Genomic DNA, 24,942 nt, shown 5'->3' with positions numbered 1-24,942 from the left:
GAAACCTTATTTCAGGAAGCCAGGCCCTGAGCCGATGATCTCCTCATCGACCATGCCGAGCACCGTCTTGTCCTTGCCGTCATAATCCATCCGGTTCAGCATGTGGCGGATGAGTTCGAGGCGCGCCCGCCGCTTGTCGTTGGCGCGGATCACCGTCCAGGGCGCGAAATCCGTATGGGTTTCCTTCAGCATCCGGTCGCGCTTTTCGCTATAATCGCCCCATTTCGTCAGCGCCGCGATGTCCATCGACGACAGCTTCCAGACTTTCAACGGATCGTGCCTGCGGTCGTGAAAACGCTTCAGCTGCATTTCGCGGCCGATATCGAGATAGAATTTGAAGAAGAAGATGCCTTCATGGGCGATGATCTTTTCGAGCTGCGGCGCCTGTTTGAGAAAATCCTCATATTGCTGCGGCGTGCAGAAGCCCATGACCGGCTCGACGCCGGCGCGGTTGTACCAGGAGCGGTCGAACAGCACGAATTCGCCAGCGGTTGGAAACTGGGCGACATAACGCTGGAAATACCATTGTCCCTGTTCGCGCTCGGTCGGCTTGGTCAGCGCCACGACGCGTGCAAGACGAGGGTTCATATGCGCTGAGGAGGCCGAGATCGCGCCGCCCTTGCCGGCAGCGTCGCGCCCTTCGAACAGCGCCATCACCCGCTTGCCTGATGCCTGCAGCCAGAACTGTACCTTGACGAGTTCCACCTGCAGCTTTTCCAGCTGCTCCAGATAATCCTCTTCCTTGAGCTTCTTCTTGTAGGGAAAGCCGCCGGAAGCCAGTGCGTGTTCCTCCACCCAGTCTGGCAGGACGGGATTGTCGACATCGAAGGTGCGCTTCTTGCCGCGGATATCCAGCTCCACAGCCCTGCTTTCGACGGTCTCGGCCATATGCTCCTCCTTAGCGATCGCTTCTTTCCCGCAGGCGAGCATAGTTACCGTTGAAAATCAAATCTTTCGCGTTCGGCCGGTGTTTTTTGTGGGTTTCGCCGACCGCCTTTCACATCGGAGCGGCAGCCCGAAAACTACTGTCATGAATTGGCGCTATCAGGCAGAGTTCAATATCAAGAAAAACGAATCGACGCCGCGAGGGCACTTGCAAGACGAAATTCCATGGAGAAAAAGCCTGTCGGCGCGCATCCGGCGCGAACGGCCGGTGCTGCTGGCGGCGATCCTCAGTGCGCTCGTCACGCTTGCCGCCGGCATGAACAAGTGGGTGGTGCTCATCCTCCTGCTTGTGATGATCGTCACCGCGCTTTTCAACGAGGCGCCTGATATCAAGGCAGAGCCGGTCGAGCCGGTTGAGATCAAGCCGGAGGTGCTGCCAAGCCGCCTGCCGGAAGTGTCCGCCACGCTCGCCGGCCTCGATATCCCGGTCATGGTGCTGTCGGACGATGCCTCGGTGCTCTTTCAGAACCGGGCTGCCGAAAAGGCCTTCGGCGAGGTGGCGCTCGGCGCCCATATATCGGCCCGCCTGCGTTCGCCCGGCGTGCTCGACATGGTGCGCGAAACCATCTCCACCAACGCCCCGAACCAGATCGAGCATGCCGAGCGGCTGCCCTCCGAACGTGTCTATATCGTCCGCAGCGCCCCCGTTGAATTTTCGGCAGATGGCGGGCCGCATGAGCGCTATTTCATCCTCTCCTTCCGCGATATTTCAGAGGTTCGTCGCATCGATCGCATGCGGTCGGATTTCGTCGCCAATGCGAGCCACGAGCTGCGCACGCCGCTAGCGTCGCTGCGCGGCTTCATCGAGACCATCCAGGGGCCGGCAAAGAACGATCTGAAGGCGCAGGCGCGGTTCCTCGCCATCATGTTCGATCAGACGACACGCATGAGCCGGCTGGTCGACGACCTGCTGTCGCTCTCGCGGCTGGAGCTGAAATCGCATATCGCCCCGGATGAGAAGGTCGACCTAGTGCCGCTGCTCGGCCATGTCAGGGATTCACTCGGCCCGCTTGCCAGGGATGTCGGCGTCGACATCAACCTGCATCTGCCCGACGGCAAGGTCGAGGTGCTGGGAGACCGCGACGAACTCGTCCAGGTCTTCGAGAACCTGATGGAAAACGCCTGCAAATATGGCCAGGAAGGCGAGATCGTCGATGTCTGGCTGAAGAACGGCGCCGGCCAGCCGGTCGAGGTCAGCATCGTCGACAAGGGGCCGGGCATTCCGGCCGAGCATGTGCCGCGCCTGACCGAGCGTTTCTATCGCGTCAGCATCGAGGACAGCCGCTCGAAAAAGGGCACCGGCCTCGGCCTTGCCATCGTCAAGCACATCCTCACCCGCCACCGGGCGCGACTGATCGTCAAATCGGAAGTCGGCAAGGGCACCGATTTCACCGTGCGGTTTTAAGGCGATACGCTGCCTGTCCCCTAAGTAACGATGTTCCAGCGGTTTTTTGCAACATAAGGTTGAGGCGGGCTCGAAGTTCATAGCGTGACCGACACAAGCACTCGGCAGCGCTGAAAATATGCTTTTAGAATCAACGAGATAAACTGTCACAAATGTTTCACCGATTTGACATAAAAGGACGGTGCTTACAGCGCTAAGAGAGTCCCGCCGATGAAAAAAGGCACTGCGAGGGCCTCTCGAAAGGCCGCACTCACACAAGCCCAAATGCCGGGAGATTTCTAATGAACACCTTCAAGCTCACCGTTGCCGCGCTCGCTGCAACCGCTGCTTTCGCTGGCGCTGCCGTCGCCCGCGACCAGATTCAGGTTGCTGGTTCGTCCACCGTCCTGCCTTACGCAAAGATCGTTGCCGAGTCCTTCGGCGAAACCTTCACCAACTTCAAGACGCCGGTCGTTGAATCCGGCGGCACGGGCGCTGGTCTGAAGGAATTCTGCAAGGGCGTTGGCGAAGACACCATCGACATTGCAAACGCTTCGCGTCCGATCAACAAGAACGAAGCCGAAGCCTGCAAGGCTGCAGGCGTCACCGACATTCAGGAAGTCAAGATCGGTTATGACGGCATCGTCTTCGCAACCGACGCTTCCAACCCGGATGTTGCCTACGTTCCCGCAGACATCTACAAGGCCCTCGCAGCCCAGGTCGTCGTCGACGGCAAGCTCGTCGCCAACCCTTACAAGAAGTGGTCGGAAGTCAACCCGAAGCTTCCGGCTGTTGATATCGCTGCCTATATCCCGGGCGAAAAGCACGGCACCCGCGAAGTCTTCGAACAGAACGTTCTCGCCGCCGGCTGCAAGGCCGCCGGTGCCGTCGACGTCATCGCCAAGGAAATCGCCGACAAGGCTGCCCAGGGCAAGGCCTGCGTCGCAGTCCGCAAGGACGGCGCTGCTGTCGACATCGACGGCGACTATCCGGAAACCCTGGCACGCATCGCCGCCAACAAGACCGGCGTCGGCGTATTCGGCCTTTCCTTCTATGAAAACAACGCTGACAAGCTCAAGGTTGCCAGCATGAGCGGCATCGTTCCGTCCACCGAAACGATCGCCAACGGCACCTATCCGGTTTCTCGCCCGCTGTTCTTCTACGTCAAGAAGGCACATCTCGGCGCCGTTCCGGGCCTGAAGGAATACGTCAACTTCTTCGTATCCGACCAGATGATCGGCCCCGACAGCCCGCTCGTCGAATACGGCCTGGTTGCCGCTCCGGATGCCGAGCGTGATGCGATCCGCAAGGAAGTCGAAGCCGGCAAGGCTATGTAATGACTTTGCCGGCGCGGCGCTCTAAAGGCCCGCGCCGGCATTGCCTTAAACCCTGGGCGCGCCGACATTTCCGCTGCAGGGTTGAATTCATTCCGCATGATTGGGCTTTTTGGGGCTATGGCCTGGGGACGTAACGAATGAGCACATCCGTCATACTTCTGTGCCTTGTGGTGATCGGTGCCGCCGCCTATCTGGTCGCGCGCAGTCGGGCCACGGCACTTGCCGGGGGCCGGTCCTCCGCATTGCATTCACGGCCGGTCTATTACGGCGCCTATGCGGCGATCTGGGCGGTTCTCCCTGCTCTCCTCGCGCTCTGCGTCTGGCTCTCGGTCAGCCCCGGCATCATCCAGTCCTCGGTTCGCAGCCACTTCCCCGCCGATGTCAAGGCTCAAGCCGCCGTCGAGCAGGATCTTGGCTATTCCATGGTGGCGACGGTCGCCCGTGGCCTGACGATGCTGACCTCGGATGAAACCGCAGCGGTCGCCGGCGATCCGGCCGCCCTGCAGGCCAAGCTCAGCGAAAAGGGTGTGCCGCTTGCCGGCCAGCCGCTGCCTTACATGCTCGACGCAGCCAAGACGCTCAACGCCAAGAGCATGACGAGCCGCCTCGCCATGACGGCGGTCGTCTTCATCCTCGCCATTGCCGGCGCCTTCTATGCGCTGCGCGCCATCGCCCCGCGCTTCCGCGCCCGCAATCGGGTTGAGCGTTTCATGCTCTGGGGCCTGCTACTCGCCTCTTCGATTGCTATCCTGACGACGATCGGCATCGTATTCTCGATGCTGTCGGAAGCCGCCCGCTTCTTTGCCGCCGTTCCCGCCGCCGATTTCTTCTTCGGCACCGTCTGGGACCCGCGTTTTGCCGGCGCCGGCAGCTCGTCCTTCGGTCAGTTCGGCCTTATCCCGCTGCTGCTCGGCACGCTCTATATCGGCATGGTCGCCATGCTGGTCGCCGTACCGGTCGGCCTGTTTGCCGCGATCTACATGGCCGAATACGCCTCGCCGAAGCTGCGCGGGATCGCTAAGCCGCTGCTCGAAGTGCTCGCCGGCATTCCGACGATCGTTTACGGCTTCTTTGCGCTCGTCACCGTCGGCCCGTTCCTGCGCGATTTCTCGGCTCAGATCAGCGGCCTGCTCTCCGGCAACTACACCAACTTCATTCAGGCGCAGAGCGTTCTGACCGCCGGCATCGTCATGGGCATCATGCTGATCCCCTACGTCTCCTCGCTGTCGGACGATATCATCACCGCCGTGCCGCGGACGCTGCGTGACGGTTCGCTCGGTCTTGGCGCCACACGCTCCGAAACCATCAAGAAAGTGGTCTTGCCCGCAGCCCTTCCCGGCATCGTCGGCGCCTTGCTGATGACCGCCTCGCGCGCCATCGGTGAAACTATGATCGTCGTGCTGGCCGCCGGTGTCGCCGCCCGCATCCAGATCAACCCCTTCGAGCCGATGACGACGGTGACCGTCAAGATCGTCAATCAGCTCACCGGCGACCTCGAGTTCACCTCGCCGCAGACGCTGGTTGCCTTCGCCCTTGGCATCACGCTGTTCTGCATCACGCTTTGCCTCAATATCTACGCGCTCTACATCGTGCGCAAATACCGGGAGCAGTACGAATGACGGATATTGTTTCTCCCGCCGGGATAACCGTTTCCAAGGCGCCCACGCGCCGCGATATCGGCATCAAGCGCCGCTACGCCGCCGAACGCCGGTTCCAGGCCTATGGCATCGCCGCCATCTCCTTCGGCCTCATCTTCCTGTTCATCCTGCTGTGGACGGTGATCGGCAAAGGCTACACCGCCTTTCAGCAGACGGCGATCACCCTGCCGATCGAATTTTCCGAGAAGACGATCGACCCCAGCAATAAGCGTGCGACCGATGCTTCGGTGCTGATCGCCGCCAACTACCCGGTTCTCCTGCGCGACGCGATCGTCAAGCAGCTGAACGTCAATGCCGCAAGCCGTCCCGACGTGCGCGATGCATCCGCCATGCTCTCCAAGGGTGCGCCGGTCCAACTGCGCGACATGGTCGTCGCCGACCCGTCGATCATCGGCAAGACGGTCAATGTCACCGTGCTCGCCGACGCCAATGTCGACAGCGCCAACAAGGGCCAGATCGACCTGTCGGTCGATGAGAAGAACCGCAAGGTCAACGACAAGCAGGTTGGCTGGATGAACGAGCTGAAGGCGAGCGGCGCTCTCCACAAGCAGTTCAACACCGGCCTCTTCGTCAACGGCAATTCCAGCCGTCCGGAGGCCGCAGGCCTTGGCGTCGCCCTCATCGGCTCGCTCTACCTGATGCTGATCGTGCTGGTGCTCGCTCTGCCGATCGGCGTTGCCGCCTCGATCTATCTCGAGGAGTTTGCGCCGAAGAACAAGCTGACCGATCTGATCGAGGTCAACATCAACAACCTCGCCGCCGTGCCCTCGATCGTCTACGGTCTGCTCGGCCTTTCCGTCTTCATCAACTTCGTCGGCCTGCCGCGTTCGGCTTCGCTGGTTGGCGGCCTGGTGCTGACGTTGATGACCCTGCCGACGATCATCATTGCGACGCGCGCCGCACTGCGCGCCGTGCCGCCGTCGATCCGCGCTGCAGCCCTCGGCCTCGGCGCCTCGAAGATGCAGATGGTGTTCCACCATGTTCTGCCGCTCGCCATGCCCGGCATCCTCACCGGCACGATCATCGGCCTGGCGCATGCGCTCGGCGAAACCGCGCCGCTGCTGCTGATCGGCATGGTCGCCTTCGTCGCCAACGCGCCGACGACGCCGCTCGATCCCTCGACGGCTCTGCCCGTGCAGGTCTATATGTGGGCCAACGAGGCCGAACGTGCCTTCGTCGAGCGGACTTCGGGTGCCATCATCGTCCTGCTCCTGTTCCTGATCGTCATGAACATGGGCGCCATCCTCTTGCGTCGTCGCTTCGAGCGCCGCTGGTAAACGGAGTTACACATCATGAACATGTTGACGGAAGCTGCAGTTGAAAAAGCGCTGGATCAGAAGATGAGCAACGTCCCTTATAAGATGATCGGCAAGGATGTCTCGGTTTACTATGGCGAGAAGCGCGCGCTTTTCGATGTGAACCTGAACATCCGCGAAAACACCGTAACCGCGCTGATCGGCCCGTCCGGCTGCGGCAAGTCGACCTTCCTGCGGAGCCTAAACCGCATGAACGACACGATCGACGGCTGCCGGGTCACCGGCAAGATCACGCTTGATACCGACGATATCTATGATCCCGATATCGACGTCGTCGAACTTCGCGCCCGCGTCGGCATGGTCTTCCAGAAGCCGAACCCGTTCCCGAAGACGATCTATGAAAACGTCTCCTACGGCCCGCGCATCCATGGCCTTGCCAAGTCGAAGGCCGATCTCGACCAGATCGTCGAGACCAGCCTGCAGCGTGCCGGCCTCTGGAACGAGGTCAAGGACCGCGTGCATGAATCCGGCACCGGCCTGTCCGGCGGTCAGCAGCAGCGCCTCTGCATTGCCCGCGCCGTCGCCGTCAGCCCTGAAGTCATCCTGATGGACGAGCCCTGCTCGGCGCTCGACCCGATCGCCACCGCCAAGGTCGAGGAACTGATCCACGAACTGCGCGAGAACTACACGATCGTCATCGTCACCCACTCCATGCAGCAGGCCGCGCGCGTCTCGCAGCGCACCGCCATGTTCCACCTCGGCAATCTCGTCGAGGAGAACGACACCGACAAGATGTTCACCAATCCCGACGATCCGCGCACCCAGGACTACATCATGGGTCGCTTCGGTTGATTTTGGCGACACCAAGCCTTCCCGTTATTCGAGGATAAAGCCCCATGGCATCGACACATATTTTTTCTGCCTATGATGATGATCTGAAGTTCCTGTCCAGGCGGATTTCCGAAATGGGCGGCCTGGCCGAGCAGATGGTCAGCGAGGCCGTCCGGGCGCTCGTCAACGGCGATACCGCGCTGGCGCAGAAGGTCATCTCCGACGATGTGATCCTCGATCACGCCGAGCGAGAAATCGGCGACAAGGCGATCGTTACCATCGCCCGCCGTCAACCGATGGCCTCGGACCTGCGCGAAATCATGGGTTCGATCCGCATCGCCGCCGATCTCGAACGCGTCGGCGACCTCGGCAAGAACACCGCCAAGCGCGTCATCGCCGTGCAGAGCACCGGCGTTCCGCGCAAGCTCGCCCGCGGTCTCGAGCATCTGTCCGAGCTGGCGCTCGTCCAGCTCAAGGAAGTGCTCGACGTCTACACGACGCGCTCCGCCGACAAGGCCAATGCGATCCGTGAACGCGACAACGAGATCGACGCGATGTACACCTCGCTGTTCCGCGAGCTGCTGACCTACATGATGGAAGATCCGCGCAACATCACCAGCTGCACGCATCTGCTCTTCTGCGCCAAGAACATCGAGCGCATCGGCGACCACGCCACCAACATCGCCGAGACGATCTACTACATGGCGACCGGCGCACAGCCGGAAGGTGACCGTCCGAAAGACGACAGCGCCAACACCGTCGGCGCGGTCACGGAATAAAGCCCATACTAGCCGTTGCGTGCGCGCCCATCCGGGCGCGCAAAGAGGTCGCAGCCACCTTTCTGAATTTGCGCAGGATGCATTGCTTAAATCACCCCGGTTTAAGGAACATGCGCGAGGAGACCGACAGGCATGATCCCGAGAGTTGCAGTTGTTGAAGACGAGGAAGCCTTGAGCGTGCTTCTTCGCTACAATCTCGAAGCGGAAGGCTTCGAGGTCGATACTATCCTTCGTGGCGACGAAGCCGAAATCAGGCTTCAGGAGCGCACGCCCGACCTGCTCATCCTCGATTGGATGCTGCCCGGCGTCTCCGGCATCGAACTCTGCCGGCGCCTGCGCATGCGGCCGGAAACCGAACGTCTGCCGATCATCATGCTGACGGCGCGCGGCGAAGAGAGCGAGCGCGTCCGCGGACTGTCGACCGGGGCCGACGATTACGTCGTCAAGCCGTTCTCGACCCCGGAGCTCGTTGCCCGCGTCAAGGCGATGCTACGCCGCGCCCGTCCCGAGGTGCTGTCGACGGTGCTGAAATGCGGCGATATCGAACTCGACCGCGAAACCCATCGCGTCCATCGCAAAAGCCGCGAAGTCCGCCTCGGCCCCACCGAATTCCGCCTGCTGGAATTCCTGATGTCGTCGCCGAGCCGGGTCTTCTCCCGCTCGCAGCTTCTCGACGGCGTCTGGGGCCACGATATCTATGTCGACGAACGCACCGTCGACGTCCATGTCGGCCGCCTGCGCAAGGCGCTGAACTTCTCCAACATGCAAGACGTCATCCGCACCGTCCGCGGCGCCGGCTATTCGATGGAAGCCTGAGGGGTTTCCGATAAAGTCGAGCAAGCTCTGCCCCTCACCCTAACCCGACCGGGGTCGAGCCACTCGTCTCGACCCCGGTCGGTGCCGGCAGGCGGATGAGGGGCAGCCACACCCAACGTACTCACATAAAAAAACGGGCCTTCCAGCCCGTTTTTGCATGTCGACAATGTCACCCGTTCAGCTCGCCCGCGCTGCCGCCCGGCGGCGTTCGTTGACGGGCTGGTAGGCGAGTTTCTGGTGATAGCCGCAATAGGGTGAATTGTCGGGGGACTCGCAGCCGCAGAAGTGGAAGTCATCCTTCAGCGGATCGCCGACCGGCCACTTGCAAGTGCGTTCGGTCAGTTCCGTCAGGCCGAGGCGGCGGGAGATCGGCACGACCACGTTGCCTTTCGGCACGTATTCCATTTCCTCGACCGTTTCGATCTCGATCTCTTCCTTCAGCATCGTTGCGCCCTGCTGGCGGGTAACGGTGCGGGTGGTGATCCGAGAGGCGAAGTTCGGCGCGCGCGGCGCCGATGTATTGCGTTTCGGCGTTCGGGCCGTGGCGGCCGTGCCGCCGGCCTTGGCGCGGCCCGGAAGGCTCAGGCGGTGCACCTTGCCGATTACAGCGTTTCTGCTGACACCGCCAAGTTGCGCCGCGATCTGGCTGGCGCTCAGTCCTTCGGCCCAAAGCTTCTTGAGTTTCTCGACCCGCTCGTCTGTCCAGTTCATGCCCTGTCTCCACCTTCTGCGTTGGTGATGGCAGAATCCCTCACCGTTGCCTCGGAAGCTCCGAAACAAGAAACGCTTGATCAATTTTGGTGACTAGTTCCGCCGCATGCAGTCTAGTAATTGAACTTTAACCTAGTGTGAGCGTGACTCCGTGACAAGAGTCGCATGAATCCGGATGAATCGAATTCGGAGTTTTCCCCAACTTGCTGCCCCAGCGTGTCATTTCTGCAATAAAGCCTGTTGAAGGTCGAAAACACCGCTGTACAACCTTGCTGCATGCGCTAAGGGCGCAGTTTTGTTGACATTGCAGCGCGAAAAGGAAATAGTACCGCTGGCCGCCGCAAGGCGGCATTTTTAATTTTTCGGGCCTGGTTTTCTTAGCCGGAGTCCGTTGCTTGATAACTCTGATCGGGAGACCGCGCCATGGCTGAAGCCGCGCCGCTTTATGACACCTACTCTCGTGCCCCGCTGCGGTTCGAGCGAGGCGAGGGCGTGTGGCTGATCACCGAAAGCGGCGAACGTTATCTCGATTTCGGCGCCGGTGTTGCCGTCACCTCGGTCGGCCACGGCAATCCGCATGTGGTCGGCGCGCTGAAGGAGCAGGCCGACAAGGTCTGGCACCTCTCCAACATCTATGAGATCCCCGGCCAGGAGCGTTTGGCCAAACGGCTGACCGACGCCACCTTCGCCGACAAGGTGTTCTTCACCAATTCGGGTGCTGAAGCGCTCGAATGCGCGATCAAGACGGCGCGCCGTTATCAGTTTTCCAACGGCCATCCCGAGCGCTTCCATATCATCACCTTCGAGGGCGCCTTCCATGGGCGGACGCTCGCGACAATCGCCGCCGGTGGCCAGGAGAAATATCTCGAAGGCTTCGGCCCCAAGGCGCCGGGTTTCGATCAGGTGGCGTTCGGCGACATCGAAGCGGTCCGCGCCGCGATCACCGATGCGACGGCGGCAATCCTCATCGAGCCGGTGCAGGGCGAGGGCGGCGTGCGTCCTGCCACCCCCGAATTCATGAAGGCGCTTCGCCAGATTTGCGACGAAAACGGCCTGCTGTTGATCCTCGACGAGGTCCAGACCGGCGTTGGCCGCACCGGCAGGTTCTTTGCCCATGAATGGTCGGGCGTCACGCCCGACATCATGGCGGTTGCCAAGGGCATCGGCGGTGGTTTCCCGCTCGGCGCCTGCCTTGCTACTTCAGAGGCCGCCTCCGGCATGAAGGCCGGCACGCATGGCTCGACCTATGGCGGCAATCCGCTCGCCATGGCCGTCGGCAGCGCCGTGCTCGACATCATCCTCGCCGATGGCTTCCTCCAGCAGGTGCGCGACGTAGCACTCGTCTTCCGCCAGGGCCTCGCCTCGCTGAAGGATCGCTATCCCGATGTGATCGAGGATATCAGAGGCGAGGGGCTGTTGCTCGGCATCAAGGCTGCTATTCCCTCGGCCGAATTGCTGCAGGCGATCCGCGCCGCCCATCTGCTCGGCATACCCGCCGGCGATAACGTCATCCGCCTTCTTCCGCCCCTCGTCGTCACCGCCGAGGAAGCCCGAGAGGGCCTTGACCGCATCGAGCGCGCCGCCGAGAGCATTCGCGCCGCGAAGGTCAAGAAAACGGCTTGAAGAGATTGCCGCCTTCGGGCGCAGCACAGGTAAGAACATGGCTCCCAAACATTTCCTCGATCTTTCCGCGGTCACCTCAGCCGATCTCAGAACCATCATGAACGATGCGCTCGCCCGCAAGCAGGCCTTCAAGGCCGGCACGGGCGACAAGCCGCTCGCCGGCAAGATGCTGGCGATGATCTTCGAGAAGCCGTCGACGCGCACCCGCGTCTCCTTCGATGTCGGCATGCGCCAGCTCGGCGGCGAAACGCTGTTCCTGTCCGGCACCGAGATGCAGCTCGGCCGCGCCGAGACGATCGGCGACACCGCCAAGGTTCTGTCGCGTTATGTCGATGCGATCATGATCCGCACTACCGAGCATTCGCGCCTGGTGGAGCTTGCCGAACATGCGACCGTGCCTGTGATCAACGCGCTGACGGATGACACCCATCCCTGCCAGATCATGGCCGATATCATGACCTTCGAAGAGCATCGCGGCCCGATCAAGGGAAAGACCATCGCCTGGACCGGCGACGGCAACAATGTGCTGCATTCGCTGGTCGAAGGCGCCGCCCGCTTCGGCTATCGCATGAACATGGCGGTGCCCCTTGGCTCGGAGCCTAAGGATCACTATCTGAACTGGGCCCGCAATGAGGGCGCCGAAATCATGCTCTGCCATGATGCCGACCGTGCGGTCGAAGGCGTCGATTGCGTGGTGACCGATACCTGGGTCTCCATGAATCAGGAACATCGGGCCCGGGGTCACAATGTCTTTCAGCCTTACCAGGTCAACGCGGCCTTGATGGCGAAGGCCGGCAATGATGCATTGTTCATGCATTGCCTGCCCGCTCATCGCGGTGAGGAAGTGACGGACGACGTGATCGATGGTCCGCAATCCGTGGTCTTCGATGAAGCGGAAAACCGTCTTCATGCGCAGAAGTCGATTCTTGCTTGGTGCCTGGGCGCGATCTGAACCATAATCGGACGCCGCGTGCGAAAAACGCGTGGCCGCGCGAGCGAAGAGCACCCTGTCCTTTCGCTTGAAAACTAGGAGTGAATCCATGGCAGAAGCTGCAGCCGCCCTCGGCCAGTTCGATTTCGCCGGCGATGACCATGTCGTCCCCTTTCAGGTGGACGGGCTGGATGTGCGCGGCCGCGCCGTCCAGCTCGGCCCGATGCTCGACGCGATCCTCGAGCGCCATCATTATCCGGCCCCTGTCGCCCGGCTGCTCGCCGAAGTCGTCGTGCTGACGGTGCTGCTCGGCACCTCGCTGAAGTTTGACGGCAAGTTCACCGTGCAGACCAAGGGCGACGGCCCGGTCGATCTTCTCGTTGCCGATTTTTCGACGCCGGAAAATGTCCGTGCCTATGCCCGTTTCGACCAGGCGCTGCTCGACAAGGCCATTGAAGCTGGCGAAACCGAGCCGGAGCAATTGCTCGGCCACGGCGTGCTTGCCTTCACCATCGACCAGGGCAAGTTCGGCCAGCCCTACCAAGGTATTGTCGCGCTCGACGGCACCACGCTCGAGGACATTGCCGGCGTCTACTTCCGCCAGTCGGAGCAGATCCCGACGCGCGTGCGTCTGGCCGCGGCCGAACTCTTCGATCGCGACGATGAAGGCCAGCCACGCCATCGCTGGCGGGCAGGTGGCCTTGTCGCCCAGTTCCTGCCGGAAGCGCCGGAGCGCATGCGTCAACCGGATCTCCACGGCGGCGACGGCGACACCGGCAGCCGCCCGCATAGCGAGGACGATTCCTGGGCCGAAGCGCGTTCGCTGGTCGAGACCATCGATGCGGATGAACTCACCGATCCGCTGGTTGGCACCGAGCGGCTGCTGTTCCGCCTGTTCCACGAGCGCGGCGTGCGCGTCTACGAACCGCGCGCCGTCTTCGATCGCTGCAGCTGTTCGCGTGACAAGATCAAGGGCGTGCTGAAGGGCTTCTCTGCCGAGGAGATCGAGGCCAGCCAGGAAGATGGCGAGATCGCTGTCACCTGCGAATTCTGCTCGACCACCTATCGCTTCGAGCCGGTCGAACTTCAGCCGGCCGAATAGGCTCGGTTGGCCCCTGATATCTGCCCCTCACCCTAACCCTTGCCGGGGTCGAGCCACCGGTCTCGACCCCGGTCGGTGCCGGCAGGCGGATGAGGGGCCGGTGTCGGCAATCTATCAAGCGGGCAAAATGATTTCGGGCCGGCCTGTCAGTTGAGCACGCGCAACAACCCCGGTGAATCCAGCGAGAAGGCGGGAATGTCGACATCGAAGGTGTCGCCTTCGTCCGTTTCCATCTGGTAATGGCCGAACATCAGCCCGGAGGGGGTGTCGAGTGGGCAGCCGGAGGAATATTCGTAGGTGTCGCCGGGGCTGAGCCGCGGCTGTTCGCCGACGACGCCCGGACCGGTGACCTCGTCCACCTGTCCATTCTGGTCGGTGATATTCCAATAGCGATTGACCAGGCGAACGGCGATGCCGGAATTGTTGCTGATGACAATCCGATAGCCCCAGACATAGCGATCGTCGTCCGGATCGGATTGCTCCTCCAGATAGAATGGTTCGACGACGACTTCGATATCTTTTGTGAGGGCGCGATACATGCCTTGCACCTTAGTCAAGATATGTTACCCGTATCTTATAAGAGGCCCTGCCCGTCAAGAAACGGAACGTTGATCGTCACTAAAACGGTCGTGATCGAAGTGTTTCGATCGTTAAGCCTAATTGTCGGTGTCAATTCCACTTCCGAACGCCGGCGCGACCGAGCTTGTTCCCCCGGCCTCAACCTGCTGAGGTCCGGCGAGCCGAACGCCGGTGAGGTCTGGCGAGCCGAACCCCAAGCGAGGTCCGGCCGCCAATATCCCTGGATCAGGCCGAGACCTTGGCAAGCGCCTTGGCGAAATCCTCGATCAGGTCGTCGGTATCCTCGATGCCGGCCGAAAGGCGGACCGTACCCGGGGAAATGCCGAGTTCGGCGCGCGCCTCCTCCGACAGGTTCTTGTGGGTGGTGGTTGCCGGATGGGTGATCAGGCTCTTGCTGTCGCCGAGATTGTTGGAAATCTTGATGATATCGAGCGCGTTCTGCAGCGCGAAGGCGGCTTCCTTGCCGCCCTTCAGCTCGAAGGCGACGAGGGTCGAGCCGCCGGTCATCTGCTTGGCGATGATATCGGCCTGCGGATGGTCCTTGCGGCCGGGATAGATCACCTTGGCGACCTTGCTTTGCTCGGCCAGGAAATCGGCGATCTTCGCCGCATTCTCAGTCTGCTGCTTCACGCGCAGCGGCAGCGTCTCGATGCCCTTCAGCAGCGTCCAGGCGTTGAACGGCGACATGGCCGGGCCGGTGTGGCGGAAGTAGTCGTGCAGATTCTCGTCGATCCAGTCCTTGTCGGCCAGCACCACGCCGCCGAGGCAGCGGCCCTGGCCGTCAATATGTTTGGTGGCGGAATAGACGACGATATGGGCGCCGAGCTCCAACGGCTTCTGGAAAAGCGGCGTGGCGAAGACGTTGTCGACGATGACCTTGGCGCCGATCTGGTTGGCGAGCTTGGCAACACCTGAGATATCGACCACTTCGAGCGTCGGGTTGGTCGGGCTTTCCAGGAAGAACACCTTGGTGTTCGGCCGGATTGCCTTTTCCCAATTTGCAAGATCCCGGCCGTCGACCAGCGTGCACTCGATGCCGTATTTCGGCGCCAATGTCTCGACAACCCAGCGGCAGGAACCGAACAGCGCGCGCGCCGCGACGATATGGTCGCCTGATTTGACCTGGCAGAGCACCGCCGCGGTGACGGCCGCCATGCCGGAGGCGGTGGCGCGGGCGTCTTCCGCGCCTTCGAGCATGCACATCCGCTTTTCGAACATGTCGTTGGTCGGGCTGCCGTAGCGGGCGTAGATGTAGCCTTCCGTCTCGCCCTTGAAGCGGGCTTCGGCCGCCTCCGACGTGTCATAGACGAAACCCTGCGTGAGATAGATTGCTTCGGACGTCTCGCCATATTGCGAACGCAAGGTTCCGCCGTGGACGAGTTGGGTTGCCGGGCGCCAGGTCTTGCTCATGCCATCACCTTCACATAACAAAAAAACCGGTCGCAAAAGCAGACCGGTTTTCAACCCGGTCTTTTTAGCCACTTGTTTAACGTGGCTGCAAGCCGACCGGCCAAATCACCACGGGATAATTCTGCAATACTGCTGTTAGCTGCTTGCGTCAATTCCCCGAGTTTGGTTTTGTCGGCGGCAAATGATGGATGAGGCATGATGGCTCGTGAAACGGGAATTCTGGCGGACGGCGCGATATCGGCGCTGTTTGAAACGGGTCGTCTGATCTCCGAACGGGAGCTGGACCGCGACCAGATCCAGCCGGCAAGCCTCGATTTGCGCCTGGGCGCCAAGGCTATTCGCGTGCGCGCCAGCTTCATGCCCGGCCCCTCGCATCTGGTGGCCGACAAGCTCGACCGGCTGAGCCTGCATGTGGTCGACCTTTCCGAAGGCGCGGTGCTCGAAACCGGCTGCGTCTACATCGTGCCGCTGATGGAAAGCCTGGCGCTGCCGGCCGACATGTCGGCCTCGGCCAATCCGAAGAGCTCGACCGGCCGGCTCGATATCTTCACCCGCGTCATCACCGACTATGCCCAGGAGTTCGACAAGATCCCGGCCGGTTATTCCGGACCGCTCTATCTGGAAATCAGCCCGCGCACCTTCCCGATCGTCGTACGCCGCGGCTCGCGCCTGTCGCAGATCCGCTTCCGCGTCGGCCATGCTTTGCTCAGCGAGCCGGAGCTGTTGAAGCTGCATGAAAGCGAGACGCTGGTCGCCAGCAAGCAGCCGAATGTGTCCGGCAGCGGCATCGCTCTGTCGATCGACCTCGCCGGAGACGAAGACGGCCTGATCGGCTATCGCGGCAAACACCACACCGCCGTCGTCGATGTCGACAAGAAAGCCCAGCACGACATCTACGATTTCTGGGAACCGCTCTATAGCCGCGGCCGCAACGAACTGATCCTCGATCCCGACGAGTTCTATATCCTCGTCTCGCGCGAGGCCGTGCATGTGCCGCCGGATTATGCCGCCGAAATGACCCCGTTCGACCCCTTGGTCGGCGAATTCCGCGTCCATTATGCCGGCTTCTTCGATCCGGGCTTCGGCCATGCGCCGGCCGGCGGCCGCGGCAGCCGCGCCGTGCTCGAAGTGCGCAGCCACGAAGTGCCCTTCATCCTCGAAGACGGCCAGATCGTTGGCCGCCTGGTCTACGAACACATGCAGGAAAAGCCGACCAGCCTCTACGGCTCCGGCCTCGGCTCCAACTACCAGGCCCAGGGCCTCAAACTCTCGAAGCACTTCCGCATCTGAGACTTCCCGGCTGCCGCGACTTGACAGCGGCCCCCATCTGTTGGAAATCTCAGCTATCGCGGGTGTAGCTCAATGGTAGAGCAGCAGCTTCCCAAGCTGAATACGAGGGTTCGATTCCCTTCACCCGCTCCACAGCCCTGCAACCGTTTCGCTGATGTTCGTCCAAAGACGTCCAATATTGTCATAAAAACCAGTTGCATAGGGTAGGCCGCCGTGCTTGCGGAAGCTCCTAGACCGGCGTGCCCGCCTCGCGCATCCTTCAGGATGCCGATAATGTGTTCGTCTGTGAAGCGGTTGCGCTTCATCCCCCAGTCCTCTCATAGGCCAGAGCTTACTTCAGAATGGATTATTTCAACGGGGCAAGGTCAACGTCAACAAACAGGCTCTGGGTTCGTCCTTCAGACTGCCGCCCGCGTCCTCATCTCAAACGGCAACGCCGGGCGGGGTCGGAAGCCTATGACTCACCGGCATCCAGGAGCTCGGACCAAAGAACTGGTTGTTCCCTGGAGCGCTCCGGAGCGGCGAGCGCACCACCGCGATCCTGTCGCTGATCGAGAGGTCGACCGCAATCCTACCTTACCCAGCCCTTGGGCGGCTGGCGAACGGATTATCAGCGCCGAAATCGACGCCTCACGCGATCGAGCTGCGCTCCCTCAGCGGCCTTAGCTCGCGCTTACGCCTAAAGAGGTAAATTCGGTATAAGAATATCAACCCTTGGTGGGCAATCGCCAGATCGTCGTTCTTAAGGATGAGGTCAGGAAATGTTGACGATACCCTTTCGAAAGCGCACGTTATTCGTGTACAGGTTTGGAACCTGAGCCAACGGGGAGTGCACATCATGACGAATGCAGCGGAGGAATACACAAGAACAATTGCAGCGGATGCCAAATCGTTACAGTTGAAGTTGTCTCAACTGGGTGAAGCTCTTACCAACAAGCAGAGAATAGAATTTAGCGATGTAGAAGCTTTAAGTTCTCAGTTCAATAATCTTATTGCAAAAGTCGCGCGTACTGTTCCGGTAGCTTGGTAAAAGAAGGGTCTCGCTAGCTTCGCAACAGGGAATATGGCTTTGCAAGACGTTGATGCTGATATCGTGGATGTGCGCAGCGATGTTGTAGACAACATCGCTGCGCAGATGAGGCTTTTGCCCGAAGCGAGCTTCACTTACCTCCAGTATCTCCAACCACAAGTTGGATGCTTTAGCAGATGTGCGTTTTGCAGTCAGTCGGCAGGAGTAGATATATGGCAATTCACAAGACGGGGAATGAAAGAGCTTTTTATTGCACTTTCGATAGTCCTCCTGGAAAAAGGACTAGAGTTGGGTGGTTGCCGAAGCCATCGTCCTCAGGTTATATTTCCATATTTTGATAATGACATAGGTTCGTTCCCGCATTTATATGAATACATTTCCTGGGCGCGAGACATTCTGAAAGTAAAAGTCAGAATTTCTACCGTAGGTTTTTCAGCTGCGGATCCTCATTTGGTAGATATGCACACTGCTATAGCCAGAGATTTGCGAGACTCGATCGCCTCTTTACGGTTTTCATTAACAGCGTACGCAGATGGTTGGGCTCTTGCGCGCCGCACTTTACAAGCTTCCCCATATATGAGGGACTTTGCGCGCTCAATCGCCATTTATAAAGACTTGCTTAAGGGTGTTGGGGGTAGCGCGCAAGGCGGGGTCGAGTTGCGATTTGCTCCGCTAGCAGTCAAGTGTGAGCGGGGCGTCGAAGAAAAAATCGTCGCAGGTCATCACGTCATTAGAGTTGGGCCTCATCTATTATTGAGCAAAGCCGTCCACAAAAGTTCAATACCAATAACTGAAATTCTTGAGCTCCAAGGGCGATCGCCGGTGTTCAGTACGAAAAGCATATCATACCTATTATTTTCGTCGGACGCTGTGGTGGACGTCTATGACTGCAGCGCGTTCGTGGAAAGGAGCTTGGCGCGTTTGGGTAAGTTGATTGACGACGGATGGAAGCATGTAGAGCTTTACAAATTCGCGAACAGCGATGGAGCTTATTATGCGGTCGATCCGATTTTTGATTATCGCGGTACGTTCTCCGCTTTGCACTTATATCCTGAAACGACCCAGCGGGCTGGCGGTTACAATGATGCAACAAGACCGTTTCTCAACGCCCTTCTGTCCTACAAAAAAGAGCACGGAATAGGGCGACGCGAGTCCTTCCGCAGCGCTGTGTGGGATGACGTCGAAGCTGTCGTATCTTCAATCGAGCGATCGGCCGTAGATTTGATTGCGACTGATCGCAGAAAATCGCGCTATGTCGAACGCGAGGTGCTGCCCGTAGTTCGAAATTATGCATCAGCCTTAAGAGAGGGCGGATTTGATGCCTGCGATTTCTTTGATCGTGGTTTCACGGTGGATACCGGACAGATAGTGAATCAGGGGAGAGCAAAACGTTTGTTTAAGGGCCTTGTCTCGGAGGAGGATTTGCCGATGACACCGCTCGAAGAGCGTGGTTACGGACATGTCAGCTTCTCAAGTGAAAGGGGTTTGGTTTGGCGAATGGCACCTCGTCCCGTGGGAGGCGAGGAGAATATGGTCGGAAAATATGGGCGCAAGAGCAGCCCTACACGTGTCGCAACTCTTGGAGTGGAGGAACTCCATCCACACGATCTGCGACCATTTGATCCCATTTCAAAAACAAGTCTCCGAAAGTATTCTATTGAAGGTGTCGAACTAGAACAACTTTCCTTTCGGAACCGACGCTCTCCAGCAACTGCCTCGCGAGAGGGTGAAGCTGTAAGCGGTTTTGGGTAGATTCGGCAGTGAATCGCAGGCAATGCGCGTCAGCTCAGGGTGGTTCGAAGAGTATGGGTGTCAACAGTTATCGCTGGCTAGAAAGTGAAAGTGAGTATCGGCGGGAATTTACAACCCTCTTTGCGAACGGAATTATTCCAGTTCTGCGTCCCGCAGAAGCTGGCCGCTTCAAAACGTGGACGGGTGTGTTGGACTGGTACACGACTCCAACAACTTTCGATCGTCTGAATGCTCGCACAACGTTTTTTGAAGCAGGCGCCATTGTTTTTCTTATTGGCGCGGAGTTTGAATCTGTCGCCCGAGCACTTGCCAGCGCAACGAAGCGAAGGCTTATAGAATCAAGCAGTTTTCCGCCGCTTGAACAGTTACCAGAACACTGCAGAAGCGTAACGTTAGTCGGCCCTGCCAATAATTTCACTCATGCGAAATTAATCGAATTTGGCCGGCAATGTGCCGTTGCATGGAGCATCCTGGTCGCTGACGATATTCCAGGTATTAGTTTCGTCGTGGCGAAGGCTCTGCTTAGCTGTGAGCAGACTCACAATCTACCTCGATCAAGCGTCAAACTGGACGCCCTAACTTGTCATAGTTCCGAATACCACGCCGACGGGCGTCGTACCACGCTGGTCGGCGTAGAACCCTTGTTATTCTCGAGAAGTTGGAGGGCGGCAGCAATCCACGGTCACGGCGACGGTGGTCACCTAAAGCTGCGATCGAGCATACTGTGTGGATTAATGTCAGATCAGGAAAGAACTTTCGCAGGTCACGTTTTAACTGATGGCTGCAGCAACCATCATGGAATGAGGAATTGTCGTAAGACAAGAAGTATCACGGGAGACATAAAATATCCGTCAGAGATCAAAGCAAGCTTCATCGCCTTGTTTTCATGCAATTCGCTAAGCCTCAACGGAGAAGTTTTTCCGTCCACAAATAGCCTTTTGAAGAGCGCAATGGAGGGCTACGCCGCAGGTATTGTAGCTTCTACGTCACAAATAATGCTTACTCCGTCGATCGTTACGGAACTCATGGATCATATTGTTGGGGACCTTCCTATTCGACTTCTGCCGGAGTTGGCGCAACGAAATTCGTTTGCACCAGCACCAGATCTCGTAATAGTGGGAGATATATATTTGTTGGACTTGTTTAGGTCAAAGGAAGACGATCCCCTGGGAGATCTAGCGTCATCATGGTTCGATTTAGATGAAAGCCCGTCTTCGGAAATTATGCCCGCTTCAAGTCGGCAAGTTCAGCAGCATGATGAAAGTTCGCTTTCTCAACAACGTGATGTTTTCTCTTTTGTCGAGCGCTTGAAAGCTTTGCATATTGAGTTATGTCGGGCAGCGAACGTGGAGGCTGCAATCTCCCGTCTGTACGAGCAGGAGCCACGTTCATTTCCCTCTGTCAAAGATCGCATTGCCACGTTGTCTAAGATCCGAGCTTCTGCTTGGGTCCTTTTCGAGTATGCTCGGATCGAGGCCGCTACCCTGCCGTTAGGCCTCGGAATCAAACAGACCGACTTAGAAACAAAAGAGGCTGCAATTCGTATCTACAGCGGTATATGGGCCCACGTGTTGGCCGAGACACTTCTCGAAGGCTTAGTGCGCGAGCACTTTCAAGATGCGTTAATGAGTGGATACACTTCCTATTTATCATCAGCTTCGGCGATTTGCCAGAGGTGCAAAGGTACTGTTTCAGTCTTTAGAGCTGAGGATCCAATAAGCGCTCTGCCGGTCCACCACTATACGGCCTGTGCATCGTGTGGGCCACTTCAAAACTGGGACGATGGTTCGGCGAGTATTTCAATCATCGCGCCAGATCAACTGGTGCCGGGCTGCAAGGCAAAGTTTTCGGTGCTGTCTGAAAATTCAACGCTACATCGTGAACAAGCCAGTTATTGCGTAGTCTGCGTCGAGGATAAGAGTTCCGGCGGCTTGCAGTATCAAAGCCTCGCCCGAATGGATTGCGGCATTCTTGATTTCGAGTTCCACGTCAGTCCTTCGCTGGGCTCAGATCTACATGCTATCACAGCGATCAATGTCGAGGGTTTCAGGTTGTCGCAAGCAATTTCGCGCTGCCCATCCTACCAGGTGGCTAGGTAAGCACTCCGGAGCCGAGAAGGTCAAGTCCCATAAATGGTTAGCGAAGTTAATTAATTCGTGTGACCTTTCGGGTTTCCGCCGGGTCGAATTATCATTACATACTTCGTTTATTCTAACCCGAAAATCAACCTGTACTCGAGTTCATTGTTTTACTACACTCAACCTAGATATGAGGGAGGGTGACATGAACAAATTTTTGCTATTGACACTTGCTGCTTCCACGTTCGTGATTTTATCAGACCCGGTGCAGACGTTCGCGGCGTCGAATGTTCCAGTTGTGAGGATAGTTGATAGTCGAGCTGGCGCCAGCAAAGGCCTTCACGCAGGGATGCTTGCCGTGGACATACCAGGAGAGGTGCTAGACGCAATCAAGAACGCGTCCGTAATTTCAGTTATACCAATCAACAGCGAGGAGTCGTTCGGCCAACAAGTGATCAAAGCGGATCAAATTGTATTTGCGCCGGGCTCGCGGATGATCTTGAAAGGATTAAACTATCCGTGGATCGCGGTGGTGACGAAGCAATTGCGCTTTTCCGATCCGTCACTATTTTCATTTATCATGCGGGATCCTGCTGTCGTTTCCGCGGCAGATGGAAATGCGGGAACGACAGGATCCAAGGGCGCCGATGGCTCAGGTGAAGTCAACAGGCAAGGCAACCCCGGGTCTGCCGGACAAGATGGAACCGCTGGCGAATCTGGGGCGACGCAGCAATTGCCCACAATTTACGTCATAGCGGGAGAAATTTTAGATCCGGGCGGCGCCATACCACCTGGGTTCCTCAATTTTGGAATATCCGTCCCTGGAATTAACGGCGGTGACGGGGCGCGAGGCGGAACCGGCGGCGCTGGGGGCGCAGGCGCCCCTGGCAAAGAAGGTGCTACTAGTCTCTTTGATTGCAAGGAAGGCCCAGGTCGGGGCGGTCGTGGTGGCGATGGTGGACGGGGGGGACGTGGAGGTGACGCCGGTAACGGAGGTAACGGCGCAGATATAGTTTACGTTACCCTAGCAGATGGAATGCAAGTGCTCAGCTATGCACGGGTCAACGATCGCGGTGGCCTTGCGGGGGCCTACGGAATGGGCGGACAACCAGGCAACGCGGCCCGCGGCGGTCGGGGCGGCCCCAGCAACGGGTGGTGTCAAGCGGGTAGCCCTGGTGCCACCGGGGATGTGCCAAACCCCGCTCATCTAGGAAACGGAAACGCCGCCGTTGACGGAGAGAAGGGCGAGGTGACTGGCGTTATAGTAGACGATATCAACATCTTCTTCTGATTCCGCTGCTGTCTGTTCGACAGAGATTCATGCGTAGAGCGAAGAAACAATGAATTTCCTTGATTTGCGGTCAGGGGAATCGCTTCAGGTTAATTTATCGCTTGAATGAGACTTTCGAGATAGTCGTCGTTGAGGTTTGTCTTTTTACGTCGGACTTTGAGGCTGTGCTTATCGTTTGGATTTCTGACGAGGGCCATGTTGTGCGGTCCAGAGGCGGTTCGCAATCTTGAGAGGTCGTCGTGGAAGACGACGTCGAGCACCCAATGCAATCGGTTCTCGATGCCCCAGTGGGCACGCACGGCGGCGGCGAAGGTTTTCGGGGTGAGTTTGGCTGACGAAAGATAATAGCGCCTTTCGGTCTCGACCTTGCCGGCGCGTTCGGTGCGGCTTTCTACATGGCGATCATGGCCAGATGCGGAAAGCGCGGTTCATCGGGATATCGGCGGTCGGAGATCAGCCAATCGACGTCGTGGCAGACGGTGTGTCGGCGCTGCTCGATCCGGCCATGATCATTCTCGACCACTGCCGTGTCCGTTTCAATCATATCGGCGGGCGGATCGGCGAAGAAGCGTACGACGTCGTCATAGGTGGCGGGCCGGTTGGCTTTGAGGGCAAGCAGATAATCGCCGCCGCGCCGGACGATCGTCTCGGCAATGACCGACTGGGTGCCCATGGCATCGATGGTGACGATGGCGCCGGTCAACTCAAGTCGCTCCAGCAGCAGCGGAATAGCCGTGATCTCGTTCGATTTGACGTCGGTCGCCTCCTGGCCAAAAACCAGCCGCTGCCCGGGTCGCCCATGCCAACACCATATGCAGCGGTTCGCGCCCCGGCCGCGCGCGTGGGTGCGCCTTGATGTCTTGCCATCAATTGCGATGACATCCGGATCGCCATCCCGTAACGCTTCGACCCGTGAGGTGAAGCAGGATTTGAACAGGTCCGGATCAAGTGCGTTGATGACGTCGTTCAATGTGTCGTGGGATGGCAGCCCGCGTTCGAAGGGCAGGAACCGCCGCAGAAAGTCCATCCGCTCTTCGCCCCAAAGCCGGATCTCGACGAAATCTTCCATGCCGCTCAGCGTCGCACACAGCACAAGCAGCTGAACCTCCGGCAGCGGATAAACCACCCGCCAATACTCTCGCGGGTCAGAAAGCGCCGAAAAATGATCAAGAATGGCGCGGGAAGACGCGGGAGAGGTTGGCATGAACGGCTCCGTCGATTCGAAGCTCCTGATGAATCACACTCGCACCTCCCCGGCCACGATGAAATGAAAAGCTGAAGCGATTGCCCTGATTTGCGGTTTGCCCCCGTTGACGACAACCTAAACCTCATGCAGCGTCAGGCAGCGCAACCAGCTAGCCGGTGACCATTCTTGTATGACATCCTTTCGTCACGGTTTTTCCAAGCCGTAATTCTCACGATTATCACGGTTGCTATTACCCAAATAGCGCTCGCCAGAGGCAAGTTGCGCTGGTCACTAAGGCATCAACACTACTACAGTGTCCCAAACGTCGGACCAAATGGTGCGGATCTTCCTATAATCACTCAGGAACTCTGGTTTAACAACACTGGTCGAGCTGCGGTCGAGGACATCGAAATAGTCCTGAACTGGAATCCGATGCACTTCGAAATATGGAGTCCAAGGGAACATGATCCGGTCATAGATCCTAGCGGCCGCTTGATAATTAGAGCACGTCCATTTTAATCGGGGTCATATCCGGCTGCTGCGAAGTAGTTTGCACATTCCTGCGGTTTGAAGAGCGTGACGATTTTTCCGACGGTATCCCACAAGGCGTCAACGGAGCGCTCGGCTCTTGCGCGCAGAAGCGCTTTAAGTTTTGAAAAGGCCATTTCGATGGGGTTGAAGTCGGGACTGTAGGGCGGGAGATAGAGCAGCCTGCCACCGGCAGCTTCGATGGCCTGGCGGACACCATCGGCTTTGTGAGCCGGCAGGTTATCCATGATGACAGTATCACCCGAACTGAGCGTCGGCACGAGAACCTGTTCGATGTTGACCTGCCACTGCGAATTTCTTCCAGAATTGATTAGAGTCCGGCCTTACGAAGGACGGACGAATGAAGAAGCAGAGATTTACAGAAGAGCAGATCATCGGTGTGCTGCGTGAGCAGGAGGCTGGCG

20 protein-coding genes, 1 tRNA gene, 2 pseudogenes and 1 riboswitch are annotated in these 24,942 nt (G+C 58.7%); of the genes and pseudogenes, 16 read left to right on the top strand and 7 right to left on the bottom strand.

Annotated features, from left to right (window positions below):
- Positions 1 to 6 precede the first annotated feature (6 nt).
- Positions 7 to 888 (bottom strand): polyphosphate kinase 2, encoded by an 882-nt coding sequence (ppk2, locus tag HJB82_RS30930; RefSeq protein WP_207582776.1) that lies wholly within the window; start codon positions 886 to 888, stop codon positions 7 to 9.
- 349 nt (positions 889 to 1,237) lie between these two features.
- Between ppk2 and phoR the strand changes: the two genes are divergently transcribed.
- The 7 genes from phoR (at position 1,238) to phoB (ending at position 9,006) form a co-directional block, all read left to right on the top strand.
- Positions 1,238 to 2,350 carry a phosphate regulon sensor histidine kinase PhoR gene (gene phoR, locus HJB82_RS30925; RefSeq protein WP_405048940.1) on the top strand — a complete coding sequence of 371 codons (1,113 nt, stop codon included), beginning with the start codon at positions 1,238 to 1,240 and terminating at the stop codon, positions 2,348 to 2,350.
- A gap of 281 nt (positions 2,351 to 2,631) precedes the next feature.
- Positions 2,632 to 3,666 carry a substrate-binding domain-containing protein gene (locus HJB82_RS30920; protein WP_207582777.1) on the top strand — a complete coding sequence of 345 codons (1,035 nt, stop codon included), beginning with the start codon at positions 2,632 to 2,634 and terminating at the stop codon, positions 3,664 to 3,666.
- 137 nt (positions 3,667 to 3,803) lie between these two features.
- Complete coding sequence (gene pstC / locus HJB82_RS30915; protein ID WP_207582778.1) at positions 3,804 to 5,285, top strand: phosphate ABC transporter permease subunit PstC; 1,482 nt, start codon at positions 3,804 to 3,806, stop codon at positions 5,283 to 5,285.
- Entirely contained in the window at positions 5,282 to 6,601 is a 1,320-nt protein-coding gene (pstA, locus tag HJB82_RS30910) for a phosphate ABC transporter permease PstA (protein WP_207582779.1), read from the top strand. The genes pstC and pstA overlap by 4 nt, the downstream gene beginning before the upstream one ends.
- A 15-nt stretch (positions 6,602 to 6,616) precedes the next feature.
- Positions 6,617 to 7,432, top strand: coding sequence for a phosphate ABC transporter ATP-binding protein PstB (gene pstB / locus HJB82_RS30905; RefSeq protein ID WP_007633576.1), 816 nt, complete (start codon positions 6,617 to 6,619; stop codon positions 7,430 to 7,432).
- 44 nt (positions 7,433 to 7,476) lie between these two features.
- Complete coding sequence (gene phoU / locus HJB82_RS30900) at positions 7,477 to 8,190, top strand: phosphate signaling complex protein PhoU (protein WP_164006409.1); 714 nt, start codon at positions 7,477 to 7,479, stop codon at positions 8,188 to 8,190.
- A 132-nt stretch (positions 8,191 to 8,322) separates the two neighbouring features.
- Complete coding sequence (gene phoB, locus HJB82_RS30895; protein WP_007633570.1) at positions 8,323 to 9,006, top strand: phosphate regulon transcriptional regulator PhoB; 684 nt, start codon at positions 8,323 to 8,325, stop codon at positions 9,004 to 9,006.
- A 177-nt stretch (positions 9,007 to 9,183) separates the two neighbouring features.
- Here the strand turns inward: phoB and HJB82_RS30890 are convergent, their stop codons facing one another.
- Complete coding sequence (locus tag HJB82_RS30890; protein ID WP_207582780.1) at positions 9,184 to 9,717, bottom strand: GcrA family cell cycle regulator; 534 nt, start codon at positions 9,715 to 9,717, stop codon at positions 9,184 to 9,186.
- A gap of 423 nt (positions 9,718 to 10,140) precedes the next feature.
- On the opposite strand from HJB82_RS30890, the gene HJB82_RS30885 reads away from it, so the two are divergent.
- The 3 genes from HJB82_RS30885 to HJB82_RS30875 all read left to right on the top strand — a co-directional run bounded on the left by HJB82_RS30885 (position 10,141) and on the right by HJB82_RS30875 (position 13,373).
- A complete protein-coding gene (locus tag HJB82_RS30885; protein ID WP_207582781.1) occupies positions 10,141 to 11,340 on the top strand; it encodes an aspartate aminotransferase family protein in 1,200 nt (399 codons plus the stop codon).
- 37 nt (positions 11,341 to 11,377) lie between these two features.
- Positions 11,378 to 12,292, top strand: coding sequence for an ornithine carbamoyltransferase (gene argF / locus HJB82_RS30880; protein ID WP_007633567.1), 915 nt, complete (start codon positions 11,378 to 11,380; stop codon positions 12,290 to 12,292).
- An 88-nt stretch (positions 12,293 to 12,380) separates the two neighbouring features.
- The gene (locus HJB82_RS30875; protein WP_207582783.1) at positions 12,381 to 13,373 is read left to right on the top strand and encodes an Hsp33 family molecular chaperone; all 993 of its coding nucleotides are present in this window, start codon (positions 12,381 to 12,383) and stop codon (positions 13,371 to 13,373) included.
- 146 nt (positions 13,374 to 13,519) lie between these two features.
- On the opposite strand, the gene apaG is transcribed toward HJB82_RS30875, so the two are convergent.
- Positions 13,520 to 13,912, bottom strand: coding sequence for a Co2+/Mg2+ efflux protein ApaG (gene apaG / locus HJB82_RS30870; protein WP_007633565.1), 393 nt, complete (start codon positions 13,910 to 13,912; stop codon positions 13,520 to 13,522).
- Between the two features lie 265 nt (positions 13,913 to 14,177).
- Entirely contained in the window at positions 14,178 to 15,362 is a 1,185-nt protein-coding gene (locus tag HJB82_RS30865; RefSeq protein ID WP_221116138.1) for an O-succinylhomoserine sulfhydrylase, read from the bottom strand.
- Between the two features lie 43 nt (positions 15,363 to 15,405).
- Positions 15,406 to 15,484, bottom strand: a riboswitch (SAM riboswitch).
- Between the two features lie 73 nt (positions 15,485 to 15,557).
- On the opposite strand from HJB82_RS30865, the gene HJB82_RS30860 reads away from it, so the two are divergent.
- The 6 genes from HJB82_RS30860 to HJB82_RS30835 all read left to right on the top strand — a co-directional run bounded on the left by HJB82_RS30860 (position 15,558) and on the right by HJB82_RS30835 (position 22,803).
- Positions 15,558 to 16,652 carry a 2'-deoxycytidine 5'-triphosphate deaminase gene (locus HJB82_RS30860; protein WP_207582785.1) on the top strand — a complete coding sequence of 365 codons (1,095 nt, stop codon included), beginning with the start codon at positions 15,558 to 15,560 and terminating at the stop codon, positions 16,650 to 16,652.
- 58 nt (positions 16,653 to 16,710) lie between these two features.
- Positions 16,711 to 16,784: transfer RNA gene (locus tag HJB82_RS30855), tRNA-Gly, on the top strand.
- Positions 16,785 to 17,490: 706 nt separating this feature from the next.
- Positions 17,491 to 17,682: a hypothetical protein gene (locus HJB82_RS30850; RefSeq protein WP_221142340.1), complete on the top strand. Its 192-nt coding sequence runs from the start codon at positions 17,491 to 17,493 to the stop codon at positions 17,680 to 17,682.
- 33 nt (positions 17,683 to 17,715) lie between these two features.
- Complete coding sequence (locus HJB82_RS30845) at positions 17,716 to 19,434, top strand: hypothetical protein (RefSeq protein ID WP_221142339.1); 1,719 nt, start codon at positions 17,716 to 17,718, stop codon at positions 19,432 to 19,434.
- Between the two features lie 53 nt (positions 19,435 to 19,487).
- Positions 19,488 to 21,533, top strand: a complete 2,046-nt coding sequence (locus tag HJB82_RS30840) for a hypothetical protein (protein ID WP_221142338.1) — start codon at positions 19,488 to 19,490, stop codon at positions 21,531 to 21,533.
- 184 nt (positions 21,534 to 21,717) lie between these two features.
- Positions 21,718 to 22,803, top strand: a complete 1,086-nt coding sequence (locus HJB82_RS30835; RefSeq protein ID WP_221142337.1) for a hypothetical protein — start codon at positions 21,718 to 21,720, stop codon at positions 22,801 to 22,803.
- A gap of 89 nt (positions 22,804 to 22,892) precedes the next feature.
- On the opposite strand, the pseudogene HJB82_RS32100 reads toward HJB82_RS30835, so the two are convergent.
- The 3 genes and pseudogenes from HJB82_RS32100 to HJB82_RS30825 form a co-directional block, all read right to left on the bottom strand.
- Positions 22,893 to 23,138 (bottom strand): annotated as a pseudogene (locus tag HJB82_RS32100) (ISAs1 family transposase); the annotation flags it as partial.
- 56 nt (positions 23,139 to 23,194) lie between these two features.
- A complete protein-coding gene (locus HJB82_RS30830; protein WP_409201857.1) occupies positions 23,195 to 24,007 on the bottom strand; it encodes an ISAs1 family transposase in 813 nt (270 codons plus the stop codon).
- Between the two features lie 497 nt (positions 24,008 to 24,504).
- Positions 24,505 to 24,825: pseudogene (locus HJB82_RS30825) on the bottom strand (transposase); the annotation flags it as partial.
- Between the last annotated feature and the right edge of the window lie 117 nt (positions 24,826 to 24,942).

This window comes from Rhizobium sp. NZLR10 (genome assembly GCF_019685125.1).
In the GTDB taxonomy this organism is placed as follows: Bacteria; Pseudomonadota; Alphaproteobacteria; order Rhizobiales; family Rhizobiaceae; genus Rhizobium.
Note: the sequence above shows the minus strand (reverse complement) of the source record. Positions and strands in the feature narration are given on the sequence as shown.

Bases quoted from the DNA above. Each gene is read 5' to 3' on its own strand.
- ppk2 (WP_207582776.1), bottom strand. From the start codon at position 888: ATGGCCGAGACCGTCGAAAGCAGGGCTGTGGAGCTGGATATCCGCGGC.
- phoR (WP_405048940.1), top strand. From the start codon at position 1,238: ATGATCGTCACCGCGCTTTTCAACGAGGCGCCTGATATCAAGGCAGAG.
- HJB82_RS30920 (WP_207582777.1), top strand. From the start codon at position 2,632: ATGAACACCTTCAAGCTCACCGTTGCCGCGCTCGCTGCAACCGCTGCT.
- pstC (WP_207582778.1), top strand. From the start codon at position 3,804: ATGAGCACATCCGTCATACTTCTGTGCCTTGTGGTGATCGGTGCCGCC.
- pstA (WP_207582779.1), top strand. From the start codon at position 5,282: ATGACGGATATTGTTTCTCCCGCCGGGATAACCGTTTCCAAGGCGCCC.
- pstB (WP_007633576.1), top strand. From the start codon at position 6,617: ATGAACATGTTGACGGAAGCTGCAGTTGAAAAAGCGCTGGATCAGAAG.
- phoU (WP_164006409.1), top strand. From the start codon at position 7,477: ATGGCATCGACACATATTTTTTCTGCCTATGATGATGATCTGAAGTTC.
- phoB (WP_007633570.1), top strand. From the start codon at position 8,323: ATGATCCCGAGAGTTGCAGTTGTTGAAGACGAGGAAGCCTTGAGCGTG.
- HJB82_RS30890 (WP_207582780.1), bottom strand. From the start codon at position 9,717: ATGAACTGGACAGACGAGCGGGTCGAGAAACTCAAGAAGCTTTGGGCC.
- HJB82_RS30885 (WP_207582781.1), top strand. From the start codon at position 10,141: ATGGCTGAAGCCGCGCCGCTTTATGACACCTACTCTCGTGCCCCGCTG.
- argF (WP_007633567.1), top strand. From the start codon at position 11,378: ATGGCTCCCAAACATTTCCTCGATCTTTCCGCGGTCACCTCAGCCGAT.
- HJB82_RS30875 (WP_207582783.1), top strand. From the start codon at position 12,381: ATGGCAGAAGCTGCAGCCGCCCTCGGCCAGTTCGATTTCGCCGGCGAT.
- apaG (WP_007633565.1), bottom strand. From the start codon at position 13,912: ATGTATCGCGCCCTCACAAAAGATATCGAAGTCGTCGTCGAACCATTC.
- HJB82_RS30865 (WP_221116138.1), bottom strand. From the start codon at position 15,362: ATGAGCAAGACCTGGCGCCCGGCAACCCAACTCGTCCACGGCGGAACC.
- HJB82_RS30860 (WP_207582785.1), top strand. From the start codon at position 15,558: ATGATGGCTCGTGAAACGGGAATTCTGGCGGACGGCGCGATATCGGCG.
- HJB82_RS30850 (WP_221142340.1), top strand. From the start codon at position 17,491: ATGACGAATGCAGCGGAGGAATACACAAGAACAATTGCAGCGGATGCC.
- HJB82_RS30845 (WP_221142339.1), top strand. From the start codon at position 17,716: ATGGCTTTGCAAGACGTTGATGCTGATATCGTGGATGTGCGCAGCGAT.
- HJB82_RS30840 (WP_221142338.1), top strand. From the start codon at position 19,488: ATGGGTGTCAACAGTTATCGCTGGCTAGAAAGTGAAAGTGAGTATCGG.
- HJB82_RS30835 (WP_221142337.1), top strand. From the start codon at position 21,718: ATGAACAAATTTTTGCTATTGACACTTGCTGCTTCCACGTTCGTGATT.
- HJB82_RS30830 (WP_409201857.1), bottom strand. From the start codon at position 24,007: ATGCCAACCTCTCCCGCGTCTTCCCGCGCCATTCTTGATCATTTTTCG.